The sequence below is a fragment of the Streptomyces ureilyticus genome (assembly GCF_011045025.1).
Taxonomy (GTDB): Bacteria; Actinomycetota; Actinomycetes; order Streptomycetales; family Streptomycetaceae; genus Streptomyces; species Streptomyces ureilyticus.
In genome coordinates, this window is the sequence record NZ_JAAKZX010000005.1 from 40,765 (window position 1) to 63,944 (window position 23,180).

Annotated in this window: 19 protein-coding genes; 6 read left to right on the plus strand and 13 right to left on the minus strand. The window is 69.5% G+C overall.

The features are described 5' to 3' along the window. Positions 1–2 precede the first annotated feature (2 nt). Together G6048_RS02565 and G6048_RS02570 are read left to right on the plus strand one after the other, a co-directional pair. A complete protein-coding gene (locus G6048_RS02565) occupies positions 3–962 on the plus strand; it encodes a class I SAM-dependent methyltransferase (protein WP_165337746.1) in 960 nt (319 codons plus the stop codon). 281 nt (positions 963–1,243) lie between these two features. Beyond that, complete coding sequence (locus G6048_RS02570; protein ID WP_165337747.1) at positions 1,244–2,284, plus strand: hypothetical protein; 1,041 nt, start codon at positions 1,244–1,246, stop codon at positions 2,282–2,284. A gap of 53 nt (positions 2,285–2,337) precedes the next feature. On the opposite strand, the gene G6048_RS02575 is transcribed toward G6048_RS02570, so the two are convergent. Genes G6048_RS02575 through G6048_RS02585 form a run of 3 tightly spaced genes read right to left on the minus strand, consistent with a single transcriptional unit; the run spans position 2,338 to position 5,095 of the window. Further along, entirely contained in the window at positions 2,338–3,285 is a 948-nt protein-coding gene (locus G6048_RS02575; protein ID WP_165337748.1) for an NAD-dependent epimerase/dehydratase family protein, read from the minus strand. A gap of 5 nt (positions 3,286–3,290) precedes the next feature. Next, the gene (locus G6048_RS02580) at positions 3,291–4,034 is read right to left on the minus strand and encodes a sugar transferase (protein ID WP_165337749.1); all 744 of its coding nucleotides are present in this window, start codon (positions 4,032–4,034) and stop codon (positions 3,291–3,293) included. Further along, positions 4,031–5,095 (minus strand): glycosyltransferase family 4 protein, encoded by a 1,065-nt coding sequence (locus tag G6048_RS02585; protein ID WP_165337750.1) that lies wholly within the window; start codon positions 5,093–5,095, stop codon positions 4,031–4,033. Before G6048_RS02585 ends, G6048_RS02580 begins: the two co-directional genes overlap by 4 nt. A 112-nt stretch (positions 5,096–5,207) precedes the next feature. Between G6048_RS02585 and G6048_RS02590 the strand changes: the two genes are divergently transcribed. From G6048_RS02590 to G6048_RS02600, 3 genes are read left to right on the plus strand one after another with little or no spacing between them, the layout of a single operon-like run. Next, entirely contained in the window at positions 5,208–6,623 is a 1,416-nt protein-coding gene (locus G6048_RS02590) for a polysaccharide biosynthesis tyrosine autokinase (RefSeq protein WP_165337751.1), read from the plus strand. Between the two features lie 17 nt (positions 6,624–6,640). Further along, positions 6,641–8,008 carry an O-antigen ligase family protein gene (locus G6048_RS02595; protein WP_165337752.1) on the plus strand — a complete coding sequence of 456 codons (1,368 nt, stop codon included), beginning with the start codon at positions 6,641–6,643 and terminating at the stop codon, positions 8,006–8,008. Then, positions 8,001–8,813, plus strand: coding sequence for a 2OG-Fe(II) oxygenase (locus G6048_RS02600; RefSeq protein WP_165337753.1), 813 nt, complete (start codon positions 8,001–8,003; stop codon positions 8,811–8,813). The genes G6048_RS02595 and G6048_RS02600 overlap by 8 nt, the downstream gene beginning before the upstream one ends. A 78-nt stretch (positions 8,814–8,891) precedes the next feature. On the opposite strand, the gene G6048_RS02605 is transcribed toward G6048_RS02600, so the two are convergent. Genes G6048_RS02605 through G6048_RS02630 form a run of 6 tightly spaced genes read right to left on the minus strand, consistent with a single transcriptional unit; the run spans position 8,892 to position 17,937 of the window. Continuing rightward, a complete protein-coding gene (locus G6048_RS02605) occupies positions 8,892–10,142 on the minus strand; it encodes a nucleotide sugar dehydrogenase (RefSeq protein WP_165337754.1) in 1,251 nt (416 codons plus the stop codon). Next, the gene (locus G6048_RS02610) at positions 10,139–11,134 is read right to left on the minus strand and encodes an NAD-dependent epimerase/dehydratase family protein (protein ID WP_165337755.1); all 996 of its coding nucleotides are present in this window, start codon (positions 11,132–11,134) and stop codon (positions 10,139–10,141) included. Before G6048_RS02610 ends, G6048_RS02605 begins: the two co-directional genes overlap by 4 nt. Further along, entirely contained in the window at positions 11,131–12,153 is a 1,023-nt protein-coding gene (locus G6048_RS02615; RefSeq protein WP_165337756.1) for a glycosyltransferase family 2 protein, read from the minus strand. Before G6048_RS02615 ends, G6048_RS02610 begins: the two co-directional genes overlap by 4 nt. Further along, on the minus strand, positions 12,150–14,978 hold the full coding sequence (locus G6048_RS49160) for a polysaccharide biosynthesis C-terminal domain-containing protein (protein WP_165337757.1): 2,829 nt from the start codon (positions 14,976–14,978) through the stop codon (positions 12,150–12,152). Before G6048_RS49160 ends, G6048_RS02615 begins: the two co-directional genes overlap by 4 nt. Before the next feature lie 8 nt (positions 14,979–14,986). Beyond that, complete coding sequence (locus G6048_RS02625; RefSeq protein ID WP_165337758.1) at positions 14,987–16,012, minus strand: LCP family protein; 1,026 nt, start codon at positions 16,010–16,012, stop codon at positions 14,987–14,989. Further along, complete coding sequence (locus tag G6048_RS02630; RefSeq protein WP_165337759.1) at positions 16,012–17,937, minus strand: DegT/DnrJ/EryC1/StrS family aminotransferase; 1,926 nt, start codon at positions 17,935–17,937, stop codon at positions 16,012–16,014. The genes G6048_RS02625 and G6048_RS02630 overlap by 1 nt, the downstream gene beginning before the upstream one ends. Before the next feature lie 198 nt (positions 17,938–18,135). Here G6048_RS02630 and G6048_RS02635 point away from each other — a divergent pair, with 198 nt between their 5' ends. Next, the gene (locus G6048_RS02635; RefSeq protein WP_165337760.1) at positions 18,136–18,882 is read left to right on the plus strand and encodes a TetR/AcrR family transcriptional regulator; all 747 of its coding nucleotides are present in this window, start codon (positions 18,136–18,138) and stop codon (positions 18,880–18,882) included. A 24-nt stretch (positions 18,883–18,906) separates the two neighbouring features. Here G6048_RS02635 and G6048_RS02640 read toward each other — a convergent pair whose 3' ends face one another. The 4 genes from G6048_RS02640 to amaB all read right to left on the minus strand — a co-directional run bounded on the left by G6048_RS02640 (position 18,907) and on the right by amaB (position 23,171). Next, positions 18,907–19,716 carry a DUF427 domain-containing protein gene (locus tag G6048_RS02640; protein ID WP_165337761.1) on the minus strand — a complete coding sequence of 270 codons (810 nt, stop codon included), beginning with the start codon at positions 19,714–19,716 and terminating at the stop codon, positions 18,907–18,909. 59 nt (positions 19,717–19,775) lie between these two features. Further along, a complete protein-coding gene (locus G6048_RS02645; protein ID WP_165337762.1) occupies positions 19,776–20,759 on the minus strand; it encodes an aldo/keto reductase in 984 nt (327 codons plus the stop codon). 69 nt (positions 20,760–20,828) lie between these two features. Next, positions 20,829–21,506 carry an NUDIX domain-containing protein gene (locus tag G6048_RS02650; protein WP_165337763.1) on the minus strand — a complete coding sequence of 226 codons (678 nt, stop codon included), beginning with the start codon at positions 21,504–21,506 and terminating at the stop codon, positions 20,829–20,831. A gap of 135 nt (positions 21,507–21,641) precedes the next feature. Next, positions 21,642–23,171 carry an L-piperidine-6-carboxylate dehydrogenase gene (gene amaB / locus G6048_RS02655; RefSeq protein WP_165337764.1) on the minus strand — a complete coding sequence of 510 codons (1,530 nt, stop codon included), beginning with the start codon at positions 23,169–23,171 and terminating at the stop codon, positions 21,642–21,644. Positions 23,172–23,180 lie beyond the last annotated feature (9 nt).

A 23,180-nucleotide genomic window follows, 5' to 3' on the forward strand; every position in this document is an offset into this window, starting at 1 on the left:
CAATGGCCCTGATCGGACTGGAACGCATCGAGCGGCTGCTGGTGTGCCCGCACTGCCGGTCACCCCTGCACGCGGCGCACGGCGTCTTCTCCTGCACGTCGCCCGAGTGCCCCCAACACGCGTCGGCCGGCTTCCCGGTGATCGGCAAGTGGCCGGTCCTCGTCGACTTCGAGCGCAGCGTGCTCCACCGGGAGGACTTCGCGGACGGCGCCGGACACACCCGGCACAATCCCCTCGGCCGCATCTCCCGGCTGCCCCGCCCGGTTCGCCGCCTCTGGAAGCCGGCGAACCGGGTGGCGGCCCGCAACATCGACGCGCTGGTGCACGCTCTTCCCGGTTCCGCCCCCACGCTGCTCGTGGTCGGCGGCGGGACGGTGGGCAACGGCGTGGAGGTGGTCTACCGCGATCCGCGGGTCCAGGTCATCGGCTTCGACCTCGTCGGCAGCCCGGTGACCCAGTTCATCGCGGACGCCCATCACATCCCGCTGCCCACGGCGAGCGTGGACGGGGTGCTGGTGCAGGCCGTATTGGAGCACGTGCTCGATCCGGCCCTGGTCGTCGCCGAGGTCCACCGGGTCCTCAAGAACGACGGCCTCGTCTACGCGGAGACCCCGTTCCTGCAGCAAGTACACGCCGGGCCCAACGACTTCACGCGGTTCACCGCGAGCGGCCACCGCTATCTCTTCCGACGATTCGACGAACTTGCGGCCGGCCCCGTCGCGGGCCCCGGAACCCAACTGCTCTGGAGTGTCGACCACTTGGTGCGGGGCCTGACCCGCTCCGCCTTCGCGGGCCGCGTGGCGCGCCTGCTGCTGTGCTGGCTGCGGGCCCTCGACCGCCTCGTGCCCGCGCAGTACGCGATGGACGATGCCACTGCCTACTACTTTCTGGGACGCCGACGTGAGAGCGAGATGCCGGCCGCGGAGATCGTGGCCTATTACGGCGGGGCACAGACCCGCTGAGGACGTGCGCACGCCATAAAACATACGCCGTAAACGGACCAACCGAGGAATCAGCGGCTCGGCACCGCGCGGCTCGAATCAAAGATCGATCCAGGGACAGGCTCCGATGTCAAGTCTGGCAATGGAGTAAATTTGGGGTAGAGTGCGCCACTCGAGCGGCCGCCGACCGCTGAAATTGTTCCTTGCACACGGAGTCTTTCGTTTTGTACCGAGCACAGAGATCACGGGTGAACATACCATCCGGCTTCAGCCACATTTCCCGCAGATCGATAGTGGCGCTGATGTCAATCCCTCTGCTGGCTGCAGCAGGACACCGTTCCAGCAGCGGCGGTGACGTCCTCGTGACGGATTACGCCACGCCTCAGTTGGCGGCCAACGCCGCCGTCGGCAAACGTCTTGTCTTCCCGGCAGGCCGGACGTATACGGTCACTTCGCTGTCGATTCCGGCCAACTGCTACGTCCAGGGCAACGGTTCGACCCTTCGCTTCCCCGACAAATCCACCGCGTCGACCAGCCAAAGCGACGAGATCCTGAAGGTGATTGGCTCGGGTGTCACGATCGACAACCTCAGGTTCGACGGGCGCGCGGCGAACCAGGGACTCACCTGGTCCCAGTTCCGCCACTGCGTGAGGATCCACGGGAACTTCAGCGACGTGGTTGTCAAGAACTGCCAGTTCAGCAATATCATTGGCGACGGCGTCTATGTGAACATCGGCAGTTCCGCCAGGAACTGCACTGTCGGGCCGAACAACACGTTCACGTCCGACTATTTCAACCGGAACGGCGTTTCCATCATCACCGGTACGCGGATCGAAGTGCATGCCAACACATTTGTCAGGTGTTCGCGTTCCGGAATGCCCGGGCCCATCGACCTTGAACCCAACTCATCCAGTGAGACCCTGTCCGACGTATTCGTTCACCATAACACGATCGTCGGTGGTTCCACGGCCGGTACAGGTACATTGCCGGGCATCGTGTACAGCGGCTTCCAGAACGCCGCAGCCAACAACATCAATATCCACGACAACGACATCAGCGGAACCAGACTCACGAACGGTGTCGTGATCATCGGCGTCAGTGGCGGTCCGTTCAACGCCGCGAGGAACCTGAACGTCTACCGGAACGACATCCACGACATCGGGAATTCGAACAGGTTCGGCGTCGGCATCAACCACTACATCGGCGCGAATGTGTACGACAACACCTTCAACGGCATGCAGTGGGCCATTTACAACTACAAGGGCTCTCTCGGTACTTCGTCCGGCAACACGTACGTCGGAGTGACCACGCAGATCACGAATGACGATCCGCACTCCGCATAGCCGAACAGGGATGACCACCGAACGGCCGCCGGCCGGAAGGTCCTCCCCGGTGGTCAGACGGCCGGCACCGGGCGGCCGGTGCGTGCGGCCGTCACCATCGCAGCGAGACCGTCTCTCAGGCCCGTTGCCGGCCGGTAGCCGAACGCCTCACGCGCGCGGGTGATGTCGGCCGCGGTACGGCGGGCGTCACCCGGCTGACGCGGCACGCGGATCACCCGCACCGGGGCGCCGAGCAGGCGGAAAAGGGCGATGGCCTCGTTCATCGTCACCTCGCAGCCGCCACCCACGTTGGCGACACCGTTCCACGAGGAGAGCACCACCTCGCGCATGGCGGTCACCACATCCGTGACGAAGGTGAAGTCGCGGCTCTGCTCCCCGTCCCCATAGAGCAGGAACGGACGCGCACCGAACGCTGTCGCGACCAGCCGTGAGAACGCCATGTCGGGTCGCTGCCCCGGCCCGTAGACGCTGAACAGCCGCAGCGAGACGACGGGGACACCGAGGGCGGCACGATAGGCCTCGCACAGGTGCTCCGCGGCAAGCTTCGTCACGCCGTACGGGGAGACGGGGCTGGGGCGCACGGTCTCCCTGGTCGGGTACGCCTCGGCGTCTCCGTACACCGACGAACTGGAGGCGTAGAGGAGGCGGCGCAGGCCCGTGGCGCGGGCCGCCTCCAGCACGCGCTGGGTCGACAGGACGTTGCGTTCCACGTACACGCCGAACTCCGGGCCCCAGGATCCGCGGACGCCGGGCTGGCCCGCGAGGTGGTAGACGGCGTCAGCCTCCCCGAAGAGCGGCTCCAGGGGAACCTCCAGCAGGTCGGCCCACCGGAAGGCGAATCCGTCCCGGCCCAGCAGCGGACCGAGATTCGCCCGCTTGCGTGCGGGGGCGTAGAAGTCCGTCATGGCGTCGAGGCCGATCACCTCGTCGCCGCGGGACAACAGGTGCTCGCACAGATGGGCGCCGATGAATCCGGCTGCCCCGGTCACGACCGCGCGCATGAGCATCAACCTTCCTCTGTGCACCGTGTGCCGGCCTTTCCCGGCCGGTCGGAGCGCGTACCGGAACCACTCCTGTCCCATGTGGCGGACAGCACGTACCACAGCGTCCGGGCGAGGTAACGCAGCACGGTGGTCAAGGAGTTGTGGGAAAGAAGCTCCGCGTTCAGCTCGGCACGCAGCGGAACCATGACCGCGAGGTAGTACTCCTCGGGATCCGGCTGGTCGTTGAGGAGCTCAGCGTGCTCACGCGAACGCAGCTGGCACGGTCCGGTGAGACCCGGACGGTGCTGGAGCATCCATCGGTACTCGGGCGGGAAACGGCGGGCCACGTCAGCCGGTTCCGGGCGCGGACCCACCAACGTCATGTCACCGCGCAGCACGTTGGCCAGTTGCGGCAGCTCGTCCAGGTGGAAGCGCCGGAACAGCCGCCCCGTGGCGGTCACACGGGGGTCGCAGCCGCTGGTGAGCCCGGGACCGGTCGCACCGTGCCGCATGGTACGGAACTTGTAGAGGGTGAACGTGCGAGTCCCTTCTCCTGTCCGCTGCTGCCGGAAGAGCACCGGGCTGCCGCTCGTGAAACGGATCTGGAGGGCCAGGAACAGCATCAGGGGTGACAGGAGGACGAGCAGCGTCACGGCGACGACGAGGTCCAGGGCCCGGAGCGTCCACGGGAGAGCGACGGGAGCGATCGGCGCAGCAGCCGCTCGGCCACGGACGCCGGTGGGCAGGGGTTCGCGGGCGGCGGTCATGACGGCATTCCCCCGAGTTCCAGTGCCGCGCTCCACTGGGGAAGCCAGGCGTCGTACGAGTAGTGGCGGCGCACGACGTCCCGCGCTTCACAACCCAGCCGCTCCCGGGCGGTGTCCGACGCCCCCAGCAGGCCCTGGATCGCCTCGGTCCACTCGCGTTCGTCGCGGGCGGCGAGCATTCCGAGCCGAGCGAGGATCTCGGCGTTCACGCCGATCGGCGTGGCCATGGCGGGCAGCCCCGCGGCCCCGTACTGCAGCAGCTTGTAGCCGCACTTGCCCATGCTGTAGGCGGTCGACGGCAGGGGCATGAGGCCGATGTCGATGTCCGCGAGCAGGGTGCGCTCGTGGTGCGGGCTCCAGTCGACCCGGTCGATGAAAGCCTCGAGGCGCCCGAGCGAACGTGTCGTGGTGCCGATGAGCGTCAGGCGGGCGCCGCTGCGCCGATGGATCTCTTCCAGCGCCTCGGCCACCAGCAGCAGGCAGTCCTCGTTGTGCCGCGAGCCGATCCAGCCGAGGCGCGGCGGGTCGTGCAGCGCATAGGTGGTCTTCGGTGTGTAATCCTCCGGCTCGACGCAGCTGGGGATCACCACGACGTCGCGGTGGCGTTGCGCGGCCCAGTTCCCGAGGACGTCGTTGCCCGCGATGACGCGGGCGGCGTACCGAATCGCGGTACGCGCCTTGCCGGCCTTCGGCGCGAGCCTGCGCACCGCACCACCGGCACCCCAGTCCCACTGCAGGGCGTCGTCGAAGTCGTACACGCCGAAGTCCGCGGAGGCGAGCAGCCTGCGTTCCCACCAGCCGCGGCTGAGCGGGGACGCCTCCCGGTGCAGCAGCAGCCGGTGCGGGCGCGCGACTGCCAGGTGGTACAGCCTCCGTTCCGCCAGCGCCACGGCCACCGGGTGCCGTGCCAGCCGGGACGGGGCGGCATCGGCGAACGACGCGTAGCTGCTGACGGTGAAGTCTGGGTCGACGCGGTCCAGCCACTCGAAGACACGGACGCGCGAGCTGCCGGCTCCCCGTCCATAGGGGGTGATCGCGCAGTGCCCGAGGCGACCGTCCATGACTTCCACCCTGCAATATAAGCTGATAACGTACATTTACGTCGTAAACCAGAATATGCCTCCTTGAGCGGGCGAGGTCAAGCGGCCCGCCCCAAGACGCAGAGGAGCTCCCATGGATCTCCGTGAATACGTCGATGTACTGCGCCGGCGCTGGCGGTTCGTCGTGGTGTGCATCCTGCTGGGACTGTTCACAGCGGCAGCCGTGACCGCCCTGACGCCGCGCACCTATACGGCGAAGGCGCAGCTGTTCATCGCCACGAACGACAAGAACAGCGCCGACGCGTATGCGGGTGGCCTGTTCACCCAACAGCGGGTCAAGTCCTATACGCAGATCGCGACCAGTCCCGTAGTGCTCCGCGGCGTCATCGGCGAACTCGATCTGCGCACGACGCCCGAGCAGCTCGCGAACAAGATCAGTGCGCAGGCGCCGCTCGACACCACCCTGGTCGACATCGGGGTGGAGGACCGGTCCCCCGCGCGCGCACAGACGATCGCCGACGAGACCGCCGCCCAGTTCACGAGGTACATCGACACCATCGAGAAGGGCTCGGCCGACGCGCCGCACCTGGTCAAGGCAAGCGTGGTCGGCAATCCCGAACCGCCGACGACACCGACCAGTCCGCGCCCGGTGCTGAACGGAGCGATCGGTCTGCTCGCCGGAATCGTCATCGGCATCACGGGCGCCGTTCTGCGCAACTCGCTCGACACCAGGGTCCGCTCGGCTGGCGACCTCCGCAGGCGCCTGGACTTCACGACGCTGGGCGTCCTCCCCAAGCCCGCAGGACGCAGGGCGAGCACAGGCGACCGGGGCCGGGGCACCCAGCGCGACGAGGCGCTCAGCCAGCTGCGGATCCGCCTTCGCCTCCCGCACGACGGCACGCCGAGCTCACTGCTCGTCACCAGCGCCGTGAACGGTGAAGCCAGGACCGACACCGCCATCGATCTGGCGGCCAACGTCGCCCGCACCGGCCGACGCGTCGTACTCGTCGAGGCAGACCTGCGCCGGCCGGGTCTGGCCACAACGCTCGGCCTTCGCGACGCCCCTGGCCTGGCCGACGTCGTCACCGGTGAGGTGGCACTCGCCGATGCCCTCCAGACCTGGGAGGCCGGACATCTCCGGGTACTGCCGGGAGGCACTCCCCAGCCCGACCCGACCACACTGCTGTCCTCCCGGTACCTGAGGCAGTTGCTGCGCACGCTCGAGGCGGACGCGGATTTCGTGGTGATGGACAGCCCACCCCTGCTGCCGTTCGCAGACGCGGCGATCCTCGCCGCCGAGGCGGAGGCGGTGGTGCTCGTGGTCCAGGTCGGCAAGTCCCGCTACGGCCAGGTACGCCGTGCGCTCGAGGGCCTGGCCTCGGTCGGTGCGCGCGTCCTCGGCGCCGTCGTCACCGCTGCGCAGCCCGACCGGCACGACGGCCCGCACCGGCGCCACGAAGGGGCACAGCGGGACGGTGCTCCGGCGCCCGAGGACCGGACGACGACCATGCCCGACGGCATCCGCACCTCGGCCGGCCGGAGCCGGTAGGCACCCGGGGACCGACGATGACGCAACAGCAGTCCACCACGGTACTGATCATCGGGATACTGACACTCCTGTCCCTGATCCCCTGGGCGATCGCCCTTCGCAGGGCCCGCGTGTTCGGCGACTGGGACCTCACCTCAACCATGGTCCTGCTGATCGGAGTCCTGGCCAACCTGCCCGCCACCGCGTACACGATCGTCACCGGCCGGGTGGAGCAGCTGGATCCCCTCGGGGACACCGTGGTCGGGTTCCCGGACTGGGTGAACCGGCTCGGCGTCATCGTGAACGGTCTGATTCTCCTGGTCTGCGTGCTGTTCATCGGCGGCCGGCTGCTGGTCGCCCGCGCCCGCATCAACGTGGCGCCTTTTATCACGACCGTGATCGTCCTGGCCCTCGCCGCGTCCGACGCCCTGCACGGACAGCCACTGTGGACACCGCGACAACTCACGCTGCTGGCGGTCCTGTTGGCGGCATCCGTGGCACGGCCCGGACGCTCCGCGTTGCTCGGCGGTGCCGCCGTCGTCATGGTGTACAGCGTGCTGGGCGGCATCGAGTCGTTCGTCGAGCCCGCCACCGTCGTACGCCCCTGCCGCAGCGACAACCCGTGCGGCGAACTGGGAATTCTCTACGCGGGCGTCTTCCCCAACGAGAACATCTTCAGCCTGCTGGTAGCGGCGAGCATCCCCTTCGTGTGGCTGGGCCTGCGCGGCTGGGCGCGCGTGCCCCTGGTGTTCTACCTCGTCTTGGTGGCGGTCGCCACCGGCAGCTTCCTGGCGAGCGTGACCGCCGTGGCGGCGGTCGCCCTGCTGGGGTTGCTGCGGCCGAGGCTTGCCGACCAGCGGGACCCGACACCGAACACGGGCGTTGCCCCCGGCCGCTTCCTGCTGGCCGGGACGGTCCTCGCCGGGGTGACCGCGGTCGGCCTCGCCCTGCCGCTCCGCCCGACGCACTCCAGCGATCTCGGCCTGCGTACCGCCATCTGGGACCTGGCCAAGGACGAGTGGACCCGCTCTCCGCTTCTCGGCTACGGCGGCAAGGCATGGTCCGCCAAGTACAACAGTGGCGAGATTCCCGCAGCCGTCTCGCCGTCGTTGCACAACCAATGGATCGACATGTTGTACGCAGGCGGAGTCGTCGGACTGCTCCTGTTCGCCGTTCTGTTGGCGTATCTGCTGTTCCGGGGCGGCGCCCGCGGATTCCCGGCCGCGGCCTGCGTCCTGCTCCCCGTGCTCTTCGCCTCCCTGCTGGAGCGCCCCTGGTCCTTCGCCATCAGCAATTCGATGACCTTCGCGCTCGTCGCGGCCACACTCCTGCCGGTCGCGGCGCGGGCCCAGGCCGAAACATCCGTGCAACACCACTGGAAACCAAGGATGATGAGCGATGTTTGAGCCCTACTACTTCTCGGACGAGCATCTGTCGCAACTCGCCGGCACATCTCGCGATCGCTTCCGCAGCGCCGAGCCCTTCCCCCATGCCGTCTTCGACGACTTCCTGCCCGAGTGGGTCCTGGAGCAGGTCGTGACGGAGTTCCCCCAGCCCGGTGACGGCCCCTGGACGAGGTTCGACAGGTCCACCTCGAAGAAGCTGGCCAGTGAAGGAGACTCGCTGTTCGGGGAGTTCACCCGCCATCTGCTGGCGCAGTTCAACTCGGCGGCGTTCCTGGGCTTCCTCGATCGTCTGACCGGAATCGACGGTCTCGTACCGGATCCCTACTTCGAGGGCGGGGGCCTGCACCAGATCGAGCAGGGCGGATTCCTCAAAGTGCACGCGGACTTCAACTGGCATCAGAAACTGCGGCTCGACCGCAGGCTGAACGCCATCGTCTACCTGAACAAGGACTGGCAGGAGTCGTACGGGGGTGCCCTGGAGCTGTGGGACCGGCAGATGACCCGCGCGGTCACGGAAGTCCTTCCCGTCTTCAACCGCTTCGTCGTCTTCGCCACCACGGACTTCGCCTACCACGGCCATCCCGAGCCGCTGGCCTGCCCGCCGGACCGGACCCGTCGCTCGCTCGCGCTCTACTACTACACCAACGGCCGCCCGGCGGAGGAACTCAGCTCCGAACACAGCACCCTGTACCAGCGGCGGCCGGGCGAACGTCAGGGGCGCACACGCAGGACCGTTGAGCGCGTGACACCACCCGTTCTGCTGGACGCCGCGCGGAACGTCCGGCGCCGGGCGCAGGCCCTCTGAAGTCTGCCCGCAGGTCGCCGAACAGCTGTAGGCCGGTTGGCCCGGGCCCGGGCCAACCGGCCTACAGCTGTTCGGCGACTACAGCAGTTCGGCGGGGCTATGGGTGCAGCCCCTGGCGTCCAGCAGGCGTGGCGCGGCGGCCACGATGGCGTCCAGGTCATATGCCGTGTGCGGCTGGAGCAGGATGGTGAGATCCGCCGCGGCGGCGGCCCGTACGACGTCCGCCGCCCGGTCCACCGGCACGTCGTCCACGGTGAACGCGGCGACGTACGGGTCGTGATAGCTCACGTTCGCCGACTCGGCCCGCAGCCGCCGCACGATCGGTCGCGCCGGGGTCTCCCGCAGGTCGGAGACGTTCTCCTTGTACGTCACCCCGGCCAGGAGGACGGAGAGACCTCTCAGCGATGTGCCGGCACCGAGCACCTCTGCCGCGCGCCGCACGACGTACTCGGGCATACCGCGGTTGATCTCCTGTGCGAGTTCGACCAGACGAACCGCGCTGCCTGCCGCATGGGCCTGGTGAATGAGGTAGTTCGGGTCCACCGGGATGCAGTGCCCCCCGACGCCCGGCCCCGGGTGGAAGGGCTGGAAGCCGAACGGCTTCGTGGCCGCACACGCGATCGCGTCCCACAGGTCGACGCCCAGTTCGCGGGCGACCATCGCGAGCTCGTTGACCAGCGCGATGTTGACATTGCGGTAGGTGTTCTCCAGCAGCTTGGCCATCTCCGCCTCACGCGTGCCCTTGGCCATCACCACCGTGTCACAGACCTTGCCGTAGAACGCGGCGCCGGCCTGGGCACAGCACGGCATGAGCCCGCCCACGACCTTCGGTGTGTTGCGCAAGCCGAAATCCCTGTTGCCCGGGTCGATACGCTCCGGCGCGAACGCCAGATGGAAGTCGGTCCCGGCGGCCAGCCCCGACCCCCGCTCCAGCACAGGGCGCACGACGTCGTCCGTGGTGCCCGGGTAGGTCGTCGACTCCAGCACCACCAGGGTGCCGCGGCGGACATACGGGGCGAGCGTCTCGGTGGCGCGACGGACCGACGTGAGGTCCGGACTGCCGTCGGTGTGGAGCGGCGTCGGCACGCAGATCACCACCTCGTGCGCGGTGCCCAGCACGGCCGGATCAAGGGTGGCGGTGAAACCGGCGTTGAGCATGGCCCGTACGTCCCCGTCGGACACGTCGTCGACATGTGATCGGCACGCGTTGAGGCCCGCCACCACACGAGGGCTGACGTCGTACCCTGCCACGCACATTCCGGCCGCGGCTGCCTCGCGGGCCAGCGGCAGCCCGGCATAGCCGAGCCCGATCACGGCGAGGTCTCTCATCGGGACTCCTCTATTCCGGCGCCAGCGGTTTCCCGGGCGCGTTCGCGCTGGTCGGCGGCCACGGCAGCGATCACCTCGTCGAGGCTCGTCCGCGCCCGGAACCCGATCAGCTGCCGGACCCTGGTCGTGTCGGGCATCCGGCGTGCCATGTCCTCGAACCCCTGGTCATAAGCCCGCTCGTACGGAACGTGAACGACGGGGCTGTGCGACCCGGTGACCCACAGGACTCGGTCGGCCAGCTCCCGCACGGACACCTCCTCGGTGCCGCCGAGGTTGAAGGCACGGCCGTACGCGCGTCTGTCCGTCACCAGCGCGACCAGCGCCGGGACGATGTCGCAGACCGCGCAGAAGCACCTGCGCTGGGTACCGTCACCGTGGACGGTGAGCGGCCGGCCGGCCAGCGCCTGCCCGACGAGGGTCGGCAGGACCATGCCGAAGTGACCGGACTGCCGAGGGCCGACGATGTTGAACGGCCGCACGATCACCGCACGCATGCCGTACTCGCGCCAATAGCAGTACGCCATCAGTTCGTCGAGGCCCTTGGCGGCGGCGTACGACCAGCGACTCTTGAGCGGCGAGCCGAGCACGCGATCGTCGTACTCGTCGAGACGGTCCTTGGAGTTCTTGCCGTACACCTCGGACGACGAGACGAGCAGCAGCCGCGCCCCCTGACGCCGGGCCACCTCCAGAACCGTCTCGGTGCCCAGCAGGTTCTTGCGCAGCGACTCCAGCGGCCGGTTCACGATGGTGTGCACGCCGACCGCGGCGGCCAGGTGGAAGACCGTGTCACAGCCGTCCGTCGCCTCGGCCACGGCGGCCTCGTCGAGGATCGAACCGCGCACCATGGTCACGACATCGGCGGTCCGCGCGAGATTCGCCGCCGAGCCGGTGCTGAAGTCGTCGAGTACGACCACGTCGTGGCCCAGGGCCAGCAGATGTTCGACCAGATGCGAGCCGATGAAACCCGCACCGCCGGTGATGAGCGCCCTCATGCCGGCCTCCTCCTCGTAAGTGCCGGACGGACATGTCGCGGCTCGGCAACCTGCCGTGTCGATATGCACGAGTCCGGGGGCGGGCCCGTCGGGCGGCCGTGCCGCAGCCACCGCAGGAATGCCCGCTGGACGGCGAGTGTGGCCCGCATGTTCAGGGCTTGTCCGCGCAGCGCCGCTGCCACCAGCCGCGCGGCCGGCTCCACGGACAGGGACAGGCCGGTCAGCAACCACGCCTGGGGCCGCGGCCAGTGCCGCAGCATGTAACGGGTGCGGCTGCACAGCAGCAGATAGTGTCGCCACGGCCCCAGTTGGGCCGAACTGATCGCCTCGGCGTGATAGACCCGTGCGTCCGCGAGGTGATACGAGGGCCAGCCCAGTCGGCGGGCCCGCAGGGCGAAGTCGACTTCCTCCAGGTAGAGGAAGTAGCCCTCGTCGAAACCGTTCAGTTCGTTGAACAGAGGGCGGCGCACCAGGAAGAACGCGCCGATGACCTGGTCGACCGGGCCGGAGCTGGGCAGATGCTGCGGCCGCAGGTGGTGCGGCGGGAAGAGGCCGGGCGCCAGCCGGTCGAGTCCCGTCATCCCGCCGATGTACATGCGGGGACTGGGAAACCGTGAGGCGGAGATCCGCGGGCTCCCCTGCTCGTCCACCATGCGCGCTCCGACGATCCCGAAGCGCTGCGCGCCCGGTGTGCTGAGGAACTCGCCGGTGATCCGCAAGGTGTCGGGGTACAGCTCGGTGTCCGGGTTCAGGAAGAGGACGAAGTCGGAACGGCACAGCGCGGCGCCCTGGTTGCAGGCCGAAGCGAAGCCGCGGTTGTCGGAGTTGCGCACCACCCGCAGGGCCAGCCCGGGTGCCTGAAGGTCGCGGGCGGAGCCGTCGCTCGAGGCGTTGTCGACGACCACGACCTCGCCGACCCGCAGCCGCGACTGGTCGGCCCGGGCGAGGGAGCGCAGGCAGTTGTGGAGGTGGACTCCGGCGTTCCAGTTGACGATCACGACATCGACGAGCGGGATCATGGCACACGTCCTGTCCCGCCGGAGGGGGCGTATCGCTGTTCCGGCCGGGTTGTCGGTTCGGGTTGCGCGAGCGGACCGTCCAGCAGCCGCCGCAGCGGCTCCAGCGTCCGGTTCCAGTCCAGCCTCCGGGCCTGCTCGTACGCCTCGTCGCTGACCGACTGCCACTGTGCCTCATCGCTCAGGGCGCCGATGCGGGTGGCGAAGTCCTCCTCGGTGTAGGGCACCGATCCGCGCAGCAGGTCGAGGTGACGCCGCCAGGCCGGGACGAGGACGGGCAGCCCGTACTCGAGGTACTGCATGTGCTTGGCCGAGAAGCCCTCTTCGCGGAGTGCGTCCCGGGTGCAGGTGATCAGCCCGAACTGGTAGTCGCGCAGCAGCTCGGGGGAGGCGTAGCCGCAGTAGTTGAGGCCCAGGGAAGGATCCGGGGGTGGCCCGCCGTACACATCGATGTACGGATACAGCCGGCTCAGCCGGGACAGCAGCGGGAGGTTGATGAACTGACCGCTGAGCGAACCGAGGTAGGCCACACGAGGTGGACGGGCGAACCGTGCCCGCTCGGCAGACGGTGTGCAACCCCAGTTGAGCTGGCGGAAGTTGTCGCCGCTGATGCCGTACCTCGCCTGCGCGTACCGGCCGTAGGTCTCCCAGGTGAACGACAAGTACTCCATCTCTTCCAGGAAATCCCTCTCCCAGCCGCGGAACTTTCTGTGCTGCCGCGCAGTAAGCCGGCCCTCGTGGAGTACCTCGTCGGCCCAGGGGGTCGGGCAGTCGTAGAAGGTGGCGGCGGACGTGGGGGTCGTCAGTACGCCCGCGTCGTAGGGCGTTACGCAGATGACGAGATCGAAGTCGTCCAGGGCCAGTTCGCTCCGGAGGATGCGACGGCGCAGCCGGTGGTCCGTCAGAAGCACGTAGTACGAGAGGTGGCGCCGTCCGAAGCCCCACCGCCGGGTGAGCACCTTGGAGGCGACCTCGTTCGCGTACAGCGCGAGCTTGGCCGGGCGCGCGGATCCCGGGAGCATCCGCCCGAGCGAGCCGCGGTCGGACGACGCCCGCGCGAGGCAGAGGGTGTCCACCAGGTGCACCTCGTAGCCGTGCTCCCGCAGAAACCGCTCGATGCCCAGGGGTCTGGCGCTGTTGGCGTACCCGTCGAGCTGAGCCACGATCAGGACGCGTCGAGGCGGCCCGTCGCCACGCCCCGGCGAGGTCCGTCCGGTCATGATGTCTCCTTCCTTCGTCGGCGTGGGCTCCGCCGGGGTGCGGGGGCCTTGGACGAGTTCGCGGCCGATGAACGGCCATGCCAGGGCAAGACCGGCGAGCACAGGGAGTCCGGCCAGCAGCAGCGGCAGCGCGCCGTGCCACCCCAGCCGCAGTACCAGGAAGTCGCCGAGGACGGCCGTGATCACAGCCAGCGCGGTGGCCGGCACCCACCGCTTCGGCAGGTGCTGTTCGCGCAGGTCGGCCAGTCTCCGGCACAGAACGACGAAGTACAGGGCGCCCGCCATGAGCCCGACGGAGGTGGCCAGGACGACGCCGACGACCCCGAACGCTATGGTCAGCGGCACCGTGAGCGCGAGGTTCACCGCTGTCGCGCACCAGGAGTAGCGCGTCTCGAGCCCCGGGCGCCCGATGGCCCGGACGAAGCAGGTGCGCATCCCGGTGAGGGCCACCTGTACGGCGTATCCGGCCAGCAGGACGGCGGCCACCGCTCCGCTGAGCGCCAGCTCGGGGCCCAGCCACACCTGGACCGCCAGGCCCGCCGCCGCCGTCGTCACGGCCCCGTACGTCAGCACGGCCGGCAGCCAGCGGAACTGCAGCGCGTGGAACTCCCTTACCGCGCCGGGGAGTTCACGCTCGGCGTAGACATGGGTCATCCTGGTCAGGATCGGCGGGAAGGCGTACAGCGGCACGCTGCGCAGAGCGATCGCGGCCTGGTAGCCGGCGGCGAAGACGCCCACGTAGCGCACTGGCAGCAGCGCGGCGATCAGCACGGCGTCGACCTCTCCGTTGAGGAAGACGGTGAATCCCGACAACTGCATACGGGACGCGTAGCCGACGAACTCGCGGCGCTCGGCCGGCACGGGCAGCAGGGGGCGGCGGATGCGGATGTGCCGTGCCCCGGCCGCGAGGCCGCCGACCGTGACGAGCAGGTACCGGCCCGTGGTGAGCAGGACGAGCAGCGGAAGGTCAGGCCCACTGTCGATCACCGTGACCACGGCCACGGCATACACCAGACACGATCCGCCGCTGACGCCCGCGAGCGAGGCGAAGCGGGCATTCGCCTGCAGCAGCGCGATGGCGGAGTTGGCGGCCAGGGCCAGGGTGAGCAGCGGGCCGAGGGCCAGCAGCAACTGCTCTCCTTCTCCCGCGAGATGCGGCGGAATGTCGAGCGCGGCCACCACGACGGGGGCGAACAGCACGCTGAGCACGGTGACGAGCGCGCCCATCCCGAAGAAGACTGTCAGCGACCCGACGACCAGCCGGCCGGTGCCGTCGCGGTCGCCGCGGGCGCCGTGGTAGGCGTAGAAACGTGCCAGGGAGGCTCCCACGCCGCCGTCCAGCACCGCGAGGGTGGCCAGGAAGACCAGGATCAGTGACCACACGCCGAATCGCTCGAGTCCCAGGTGGCGGATCAGGTAGGGCGTCAGCGCCAGGTTGGTGAGCAGGGGCGCCACCTGCGCCAGCGCGCTGAAGCCCATGCCCGAGAAGAGACCCCGTGCTGGAGTGGCGGACGTGGTGCCGTGCGGGGCAGCCGGATCGGCGTGCCCTGCTCGGTGCGGCGTGGCGTCCGGGTCGGGAAGCCGCGGCACGTGGTGGCTGGGGCGCACTTCCTGCCTCACTTCCCGTTGTCGGCGGACTGTTCTGTCGCCATGCGCCGGCACAGAGTCCGCAGCGCGCTTCGGTCGAGGATCAGGGCGTACTGGCCGTCGATCATCTCCGACCGGACGATCGGCGCGGTGGTGAAGGAGGCGTCCGCGGCGTTCAGGTTGCGCAGGCCGACGACGAGGTTGCGCAGGTCGGCGTTGGACATGTGGTCGTCCACGCTCACGGTGTCGGTGAGGGCGTCGAGCATCCGGGCGACCCCCAGCGGGTCGGTGAGGCCCACGTCTTCGCGCATCTCGCCGACCAGGCTCCGCATGAACTGCTGCTGCCGCTTGATCCGGTCCAACTCGGCGCCGGGCAGACCGTGGCGCTGCCGGACGTAGGCGAGCGCCTCCTCGCCGTTCATCGTGTGGGTGCCCGCCGTGAAGTGCTTTTGCTGCTCGGAGTCGTAGGAGTTCTCCCGCACAGTGATCGGCACGCCGCCGACCGCGTCGGTGAGCCCCATGAAGCCGTGCCAGTCGATGACGGCGAAATGATCGACCCGCACATCGGTGAGCCGTTCGACCGTCTGGACGAGGAGAGCGGGGCCGCCCCGGGAGAACGCGGCGTTGACCTTCGCCTGTCCGTGGCCCGGGATGGGCACCCAGCTGTCCCGCGGTATCGACACGGTGTACGCCGCGTCCTCGCCGGGGGCGAGGTGCACCAGCATCAGTGTGTCGCTGCGCTGGGCGCCGACCTTCCACACAGGGGCCTCGGCGTCGTCTCCGGTGGTCGGCTTCTGGGAGCGGCTGTCGACACCCGCCAGCAGGAAGGTGGTCCCCTCACTGGGCTCGGGCCGCGGGCCGTCCGGGAAGGCGTGGGGTATCCGGGTGACCTGGTCGCCGTAGTGGTCGGTTGCCCACCACAGGCCGCCGCCCCCCAGCCCGAGCACGGCGAGCAGGACGACCACGAGACCGGCCAGCAGGCGGTTGCGCAGACGGTGACGGGGCCGGACGTTCTTTCTCGGCGTCCAGTGCGGCCACTCGTGGCGCGTGGACATCAGAAGTCGTCCAGGTGTGGATCAGCCAGGCGGGCGTGCATCTGGCGAGCCAGCGGGAACGTCGGGAACCCCGCGAGGAGTTCGGCAAGGACTCGGCGGACGTCAGCCGTGTCGTTGCGTTCCATCTCCAGAAGCAGGTCGATGGCCTCCTCGACGGTCATGGGGAGCACGGTGCCGTCCGAGATCACCCCGTCGTCGGTGTGCGGGGCCTCACCGTGGAGCTCGAGCTGAAGCCGGCGGAGGGCGCGCGCGTCCATGGAACGCATGGCGCCAGACCGCATGTCGCGGAGGAGCGCGGCGATGAACGACGGCTGGTGCCGCGAGCCTGCGCCCTCGGCCTCCGCGGCGCGCGCCATCCGCCGGAAGCAGTCCGCAACGGGGCCGGGGCCGGCCACGACCACCGCCTCGACCCGGTGCGCGGACACGTCCGCCCGGCTGCCGACGAGCAGGCCGAATGCGGACACGTCCGCCCACGTGCCGACGAGCCGGCCGAATGCGGGCAGGGCCCCATTGACGCCGTCCCGGCGCTGGGCCGGATCGTCGTGCGGGACGCCCACGACGTCGAGCCCGGCTTGCGGGGTGGGCGCCGGGTCACGTGCGAGCGCCTGCCCGGGCGCGGCGCCGCCGGTGGCAGGCATGCGCAGCCCGGTTCGCCGTCGCGTCCGAGGAGCGGGACGCCGTGCACCGAGTCGGGCCAGTTCCCCGCAGACGCGGTCGAGGGCCCGCTCCCTGAGGTGCGGGTACAGAGGCAAGGACAGCAGTTGCGGGAAGAGCGTGTCCGCACCCGGCAGGCCACCTGCCGGTATGAGCGCGGCCCGCTGAAAGTACGGCATGTGGTGCAGCGGAATGAAGTGGACCGAGGTGCCGATACCGCGCTCCGCCAGCCGCTCGATCAGTTCGTCACGGTCCGTTCCGTACTCCCGGAGCACACGCACCACGCAGAGGTGACGGGCGTGCACCCCAGCAGCGGCGGGCTCCAGTCGGGCTAGTCCGGGCACGGTCCCAAGCGCCGCCTCGTACCGCTCGGCCAGGGCCTGCCGCCGCCGCTGCCAGTCCTCGAGGTGCCGGAGCTGAGCCCGCCCGACGGCGGCCTGCACGTCGGTCATGTTGGCCTTGAGACCGGCCTCCTCGACGGTGTACCGCCAGCTGCCTCCGGGCAGGCGCCGCCAGGCGTCGGCGGACATGCCGTGCAGTCGGCCGCGCCGGATCAGTCCGGCGAGTTCGGCGTCGTCGGTGGTGACCATGCCGCCCTCGCCGATGGGCAGGTTCTTGGTGGCGTAGAAGCTGAAGCACGTGGCCCGCGACAAGCTGCCCACCGGCTGGTCGCCCACCGTCGTGCCCACGGCGTGCGCGGCGTCCTCGATCACGTGCGTCAGGGGCAGGTGCGCGGCTTCGGCCAGCTCTGCGAGCGGGGCCGGCGACCCGGCGTAGTGCATGACCATCATCGCGTGCGGGCAGCCGGACGCCCGGGCCGCGCGCGCCACCGTGGCCGGCGTCGGCATCCCGGTGCGCGGGTCGACGTCGACGAGCACGGGCCGCAGACCGGCGTGCAGCACGGCATGGGCCGCGCCGCAGAAGGTCACGGCTGGGACCAGGACCCTGCCCCCGGCGGGCAGCCGCAGCGCCCGCAGCGCCAGTTCGAGGCCCGCCGTGCAGGAGCTGACCGCTACCGCGTGGGAGGCCGAGACGTGCTCCGCGAAGTCATGCTCGAAGCGTTCCGTCTCGGGTCCGGTGGTCACCCATCCCGAGGCGAGCACCCGATCTGCCGCCCGGCGGGCCTCCGGACTTATCCGGGTGACGGCGAAGGGCACGCCCTCACCCACGGGTTCCGGTGTGCGTGCTTCGACGCGCGAGGCGCTGTCGGAGGCCGGGAGTCGGCCGCGGTCGGCCGGTCGCTGCCGGGGCCGCAGCTTGTGAACTGTCATGAGGCACTCCCCTGTGCCGGCTTTCCTCGGGAAGTCCCGTCGGGACCTCGGGAAGTCCCCTCGGGAACGAGGTGGTGCCTGCTATGCGTCGGCATATCCGACGTATATTTACGACGTATACGTACAGATTGCCCCGGTCAGTGCGTAGAGTCAACAGGAGTACGACCGCCACTCGGCCTGACCCTCTGGAGGCAACACATGGCCAAAGAGCCGGCCGCAGCACGGCAGAGGAACTCGGGAGGCGGTCCGGCGCGTCGCGCCAGCGACCGCGGCCACTACGGTCGGCTGAGCCGGGAACGCGTGCTGGCCGCCGCCCTGGAACTGGTCGACCGCGAAGGGCTCTCGACGTTGAGCATGCGCCGCCTCGGCGCCGAACTCGGCGTGGAGGCGATGGCGCTCTACCGGTACGCGGCGAGCAAGGACGCCCTGCTGGACGGTCTGGTCGAGGCCCTGTACCTCGAACTGGAGGAACGGCTGGCCGCCGAGCCCGAGTCTTCCAGAACCGCTCAGGCGCCTGCCTGGCGCACCAGACTCCATCGCGTCGCACGGACGATGTACGACGTCTGCCTCGCCCATCCCCAGGCGGTTCCGCTGCTCGCCACGCGCATGCTGGCTGTTCCGCTCGCGCGGCGACCGGCGGCCGTCCTCGCGGATCACGAGCGTGTGCTCGCCCTGCTGATGGAGGCCGGGTTCGACGCGGCCACCGCCTCCGCCGTCTTCCGCGCCTTCACCGCCTGGCTGCTGGGTTACGTGTCCGTGGAGCTGCAGCCCATGGTGGACAACCCCGACGAACCCGACCCCGGTTTCCGTCTCGGGCTGCACCGCCTGTCGGCGCAGGAACTGCCGACGCTACGGGAGACCGCCGCCTCACTCGCCGAGCAGAGCGGGCCCGAAGGCCTGGCGGCCGGGTTGGACGCCCTGCTCGACCGGTTCGCTCGGGAGTAGGCGGGAACAGGCGGAACCGGACCGTCAGGTGTGCCGTCGCAGCATCTCGCTGAAGGGAGTGACGGGGCGGTCCAGGGGTTCGCCGTCCATCGTGATGTCGACCGCTTCGTTGAAGAAGGCGAGCCGGTCCTTGATCAGGGCCACGGCGGGCAGCGGCTCCTGGTAGCTCCAGACGATGTTGGACGGCACGTTCCCCTCGCCCCGCCAGGACCAGTACCGGGCCGTGCCCTTGTAGGGGCATCCGGTGCTGTGAGCGGTGGCTTCGAACAGGTCGAGGCGGACGTCCTCGCGGGGGATGTAGTAGCGGGTCGGCAGGCTGGTCTCGAAAAGCAGCACCGGGCGGTGGGTGTCGGCGACCAGCGTGCCGCCGATCTCGACACGGACATGGCGACTGCTGGGCAGGGCGTCGACGCGTTTGTGCGGGTCGCGGGGGTGGATGAAGATCTCTTCCTCCTCCTCGTACCAGTGGTCGAGCCCCCAGCCGGTGCGCCGGAACCACTCGAAGGCGATATGGCCGGCCAGATCGTCTGCGGGGAACGTCCAGGCCGCGTTCTCCAGCAGCTCGCCGGCGATCACCAGGTCGTAGAAGATCCGCGATCCGGTGTGCCGGCCCCTGGGCGGATTCTCGGCCGGGCGGAGGAGGTCCGTGCGGACCTCCTCGCGCGGGAAGGCGTAGAGCGGCACGGGGAAGTCGGGCTCCCAGACGAGGACCGGGTGGCGGCTGTCGACGACGGTGACGTCGCCCTTTTGGCCGCGCACCCAGCGTTCACTGGGTTCCCACAGGAGGCCTTCCGGGGTGGCGCGAATGGACCGTGCGCCGGGGTGCGCGGTCATGACCCCTCTTTCTCCCCAGGGCTCGCGGGCGGCCGGTCGAGTGGCTGATGGCGGCCGATTCAGTATGCCGCGTCCAGCCGGGCCCGCTGCTCCGGTGTCAGTTCCAGATCGACGGCGGCCAGGTTCTCCTCCAGTTGCACCACCGACGAGGCCCCGACGAGCGGGATAACCGGAAGCTCACCGCCCAGCAGCCAGGCGAGGACCACCTGGTTGACGGTCGCGCCGGTCTCGCGGGCGACTTCTTGCAGGGCAGTGAACCGGGCGGGGGTGCCCGGGTGGTCGTAGTCCGGCTGGAGCCTGTCCGGGCGGACGTAGGCGCCCTTCAGCAGGGGTGAGTAGGCGACCAGGGTCAGGTGGGGCTCGGCCTGCAGGTAGCCGAGCATGTCGGGGCCAACCGCGCCGAGGCTGCCGTCAGGGAAGAGGCCGCTGGGTAGGTCGGTCCGGGGCCGCAGGTAGCTGTGCTCGTACTGGAGCACCTCGTAGCCGGGGAGCCCTGCCGCGGTGGCCAGGGTGCGGGCGCGGTCCACGCGCCAGGTGGCCTGGTTGCTTACGCCGAGGAGGCCGACCGTGCCCTCTGCGACAAGGGCCGCGAAGCCGTCGACGGTCTCCTGCTGGGGCACAGTCGGATCGTCGATGTGGGCGTACAGCAGGTCCAGCTTCGCCACGCCGAGACGCTCGCGGCTGCGCTCGGCGGACTCGCGGATCACCTTCGCCGACAGGCCCTCCGGGTTGTCGACGTAGCTGGTGCCGGGAGCGAGCGGGCGGGCGCCGAGCTTGGTGGCGATGACGATCTCGTCGCCGATGCCGCGGCTGCGCCGCCAGCGGCCGAGCAGTTCCTCGCTCTGGCCGCCCTGGCCGCCGTCCTCCCAGAAGGCGTAGTTGTCGGACGTGTCGATGAAGGTGCCGCCGGCCTCGACATAGCGGTCGAGGAGGGCGAAGGAGGTCTTCTCGTCCGTCCGCGAGCCGAAGAGCATCGCGCCGAGCGCGAACACGCTCACCTCACGGCGGGTGGCCGGGTCGGTGCCGATCGTGCGGTACTTCACGGTGGTTCCTCCCGTTCGGCCGGTGGGTCCGGCTCAAACGGGAGTCTTCAGCTTGAAGCGCACTTCAAGTCAAGGGCTTTCGGGCCGGTCGGCGAACGGTCCCTCCAGCGCCGCCCACTGCAGCAGCATGATGGTCTTCGCGTCGGCGATCTCGCCGGTTCGGATCATCTCCAGGGCCCGGCGGAAGGGTAGTTCGAGGATTTCGATGTCCTCACCCTCCTCGTCCAGGCCGCCGCCTTCGTGCGTGTGGGTCGAGGGGTCGTAGGCAGCGGCGTAGAAGCTGACGCGTTCGGTGACCGAGCCGGGGCTCATGTAGACGTCGAATACGTGTTGGATCTCGCCGATGGTGTGGCCGGTCTCCTCCACGACCTCGCGGCGTACGGCCAGTTCCGGGTGTTCGTCCTCGTCGTCGAGCAAGCCGCCCGGGGTTTCGATCAGCATGCCGTCGGGGTGGCCGTTGACGTAGACCGGGAAGCGGAACTGGCGGGTGAGCAGGACGGTTTCGCGTTCGGCGTCGTACAGGAGCATCGTGGCGCCGTTGCCGCGGTCGTGCGTTTCGCGTTCCTGGGTGGTCCAGGTGCCGTCGGCGTGCTGGAAGTCGAAGGTTGTGGTGCGTTCGACGTACCAGTGGCTGGACAGGAGTTTCACGTCTCGGACCTTGACCCGGGGGTTGCCGGTGAGGTCGCGGCCGGTCTGGTCGAGTTCAGTGCGGCCGCGGCGGTCCGGGGTGTCTATGCCGGCGGTCATCGGGCACGGTTCCGGCGGCGGGGACGAAGGACATGCAAGTTGCTCATGCCTGCTTTTATCACTTCTCCTGCCGCCGGTGGGTGGGAGGGCGTCCCCGCCCACCGGCGACTCGCCAACACACAGTCCCCGGCCCCGTCAGAGAAAGCTAACCCCCTGCGCAAGCGCCAGCTCAGTGGAGTAGTTGATCGTGTTCGTCGCCGACCGCATGTACGCCTTCCACGCATCGGACCCCGACTCGCGCCCCCCGCCAGTGTCCTTCTCGCCCCCGAAGGCGCCCCCGATCTCCGCTCCCGAGGTGCCGATATTGACGTTCGCGATCCCGCAGTCGGACCCGGCCGCGGACAGGAAGATCTCCGCCTCCTGCTGATCCCGCGTGAAGATGCTGGACGACAGCCCTTGGGGAACGTCGTTGTGCAGCGCGATCGCCTCGTCGAGCGTGTCGTACGTCAGCACGTACAGGATCGGGGCGAACGTCTCCTCCCGTACGACGTCGGTCTGTTCGTCGACACGGACGAGAGCCGGCTCTGTGTACGCGGCTGATGGCGCCGCCTCGGTCAGACGCCGGTTGCCGCCCGCCAGGATCTTGCCGCCCTGGGCCTGGACACGCGCCAGGGCATCGTTCATGGCGTCAAGCGCCGCCGTCGTGATGAGCGGGCCGACCAGCGTCGTCTCGTCGAACGGGTCGCCGATCGGGAGCTTCCGGTACGCGGCGGTCAGACGCTCGACGACAGCGTCGGCGATGTCCCGGTGGACGATCAGGCGCCGCAGCGTCGTGCAGCGCTGGCCGGCCGTGCCCGCCGCGGCGAAGACTATGCCCTGGATGGCGAGGTCCAGGTCGGCGGACGGGGCGACGATCGTGGCGTTGTTGCCGCCGAGTTCCAGCAGACTGCGGCCGAAACGGGCCGCGACCCGGGGACCGACCTCGCGGCCCATGCGGGTGGAGCCGGTGGCGCTGACGAGCGCGACCCGGGCGTCGTCCACGAGCTTCTCGCCGACGGTGCGGTCGCCGAGCAGCAGACGGTGTACGTCGCGGGGGGCGCCGACCTCCTCAGCGGCCCGGTCCAGCAGCCTGTCGCAGGCCAGGGAGATCAGCGGGGTGAGTTCCGAGGGCTTCCAGATCACGGTGTCGCCGCAGACCAGGGCGACCGCGGTGTTCCAGGACCACACGGCGGCGGGGAAGTTGAAGGCGGAGATGACGCCGACGACGCCGAGAGGGTGCCAGGTCTCGGCGAGGCGGTGGCCGGGGCGTTCGGAGGCGATCGTGCGGCCGTACAGCTGGCGGGACAGGCCGACCGCGAAGTCGCAGATGTCGATCATTTCCTGGATCTCGCCGAGTGCTTCGGAGCGGATCTTGCCCGCTTCGATGGTGACGAGGTCGGCCAGGTCGCTCTTGTGCGCGCGCAGCAACTCGCCAAGGCGGCGGACGAGTTCACCGCGGCGCGGCGCCGGCGTGGTGCGCCAGGTCAGGAAGGCCGTACGGCTTGCCGCGATCGCCGCTTCGGTGTCGGCGTCGGTGGCGGCCGTCAGGCCGAAGAGGTTCTCGCCGGTGATGGGCGTACGCGCCTGGAAGTCGCTGCCCTCGGGGACGGCGGCCCCGATGTGGTCCAGGGCCGTACGGGCGCGGGCGCGCAGGTCGTCCGTGGTGGGCAGGGTGGTGCTGGTCATGACGCTCCT

Bases quoted from the DNA above. Each gene is read 5' to 3' on its own strand.
- G6048_RS02565 (WP_165337746.1), top strand. From the start codon at position 3: ATGGCCCTGATCGGACTGGAACGCATCGAGCGGCTGCTGGTGTGCCCG.
- G6048_RS02570 (WP_165337747.1), top strand. From the start codon at position 1,244: ATGTCAATCCCTCTGCTGGCTGCAGCAGGACACCGTTCCAGCAGCGGC.
- G6048_RS02575 (WP_165337748.1), bottom strand. From the start codon at position 3,285: ATGCGCGCGGTCGTGACCGGGGCAGCCGGATTCATCGGCGCCCATCTG.
- G6048_RS02580 (WP_165337749.1), bottom strand. From the start codon at position 4,034: ATGACCGCCGCCCGCGAACCCCTGCCCACCGGCGTCCGTGGCCGAGCG.
- G6048_RS02585 (WP_165337750.1), bottom strand. From the start codon at position 5,095: ATGGACGGTCGCCTCGGGCACTGCGCGATCACCCCCTATGGACGGGGA.
- G6048_RS02590 (WP_165337751.1), top strand. From the start codon at position 5,208: ATGGATCTCCGTGAATACGTCGATGTACTGCGCCGGCGCTGGCGGTTC.
- G6048_RS02595 (WP_165337752.1), top strand. From the start codon at position 6,641: ATGACGCAACAGCAGTCCACCACGGTACTGATCATCGGGATACTGACA.
- G6048_RS02600 (WP_165337753.1), top strand. From the start codon at position 8,001: ATGTTTGAGCCCTACTACTTCTCGGACGAGCATCTGTCGCAACTCGCC.
- G6048_RS02605 (WP_165337754.1), bottom strand. From the start codon at position 10,142: ATGAGAGACCTCGCCGTGATCGGGCTCGGCTATGCCGGGCTGCCGCTG.
- G6048_RS02610 (WP_165337755.1), bottom strand. From the start codon at position 11,134: ATGAGGGCGCTCATCACCGGCGGTGCGGGTTTCATCGGCTCGCATCTG.
- G6048_RS02615 (WP_165337756.1), bottom strand. From the start codon at position 12,153: ATGATCCCGCTCGTCGATGTCGTGATCGTCAACTGGAACGCCGGAGTC.
- G6048_RS02625 (WP_165337758.1), bottom strand. From the start codon at position 16,012: ATGTCCACGCGCCACGAGTGGCCGCACTGGACGCCGAGAAAGAACGTC.
- G6048_RS02630 (WP_165337759.1), bottom strand. From the start codon at position 17,937: ATGACAGTTCACAAGCTGCGGCCCCGGCAGCGACCGGCCGACCGCGGC.
- G6048_RS02635 (WP_165337760.1), top strand. From the start codon at position 18,136: ATGGCCAAAGAGCCGGCCGCAGCACGGCAGAGGAACTCGGGAGGCGGT.
- G6048_RS02640 (WP_165337761.1), bottom strand. From the start codon at position 19,716: ATGACCGCGCACCCCGGCGCACGGTCCATTCGCGCCACCCCGGAAGGC.
- G6048_RS02650 (WP_165337763.1), bottom strand. From the start codon at position 21,506: ATGACCGCCGGCATAGACACCCCGGACCGCCGCGGCCGCACTGAACTC.
- amaB (WP_165337764.1), bottom strand. From the start codon at position 23,171: ATGACCAGCACCACCCTGCCCACCACGGACGACCTGCGCGCCCGCGCC.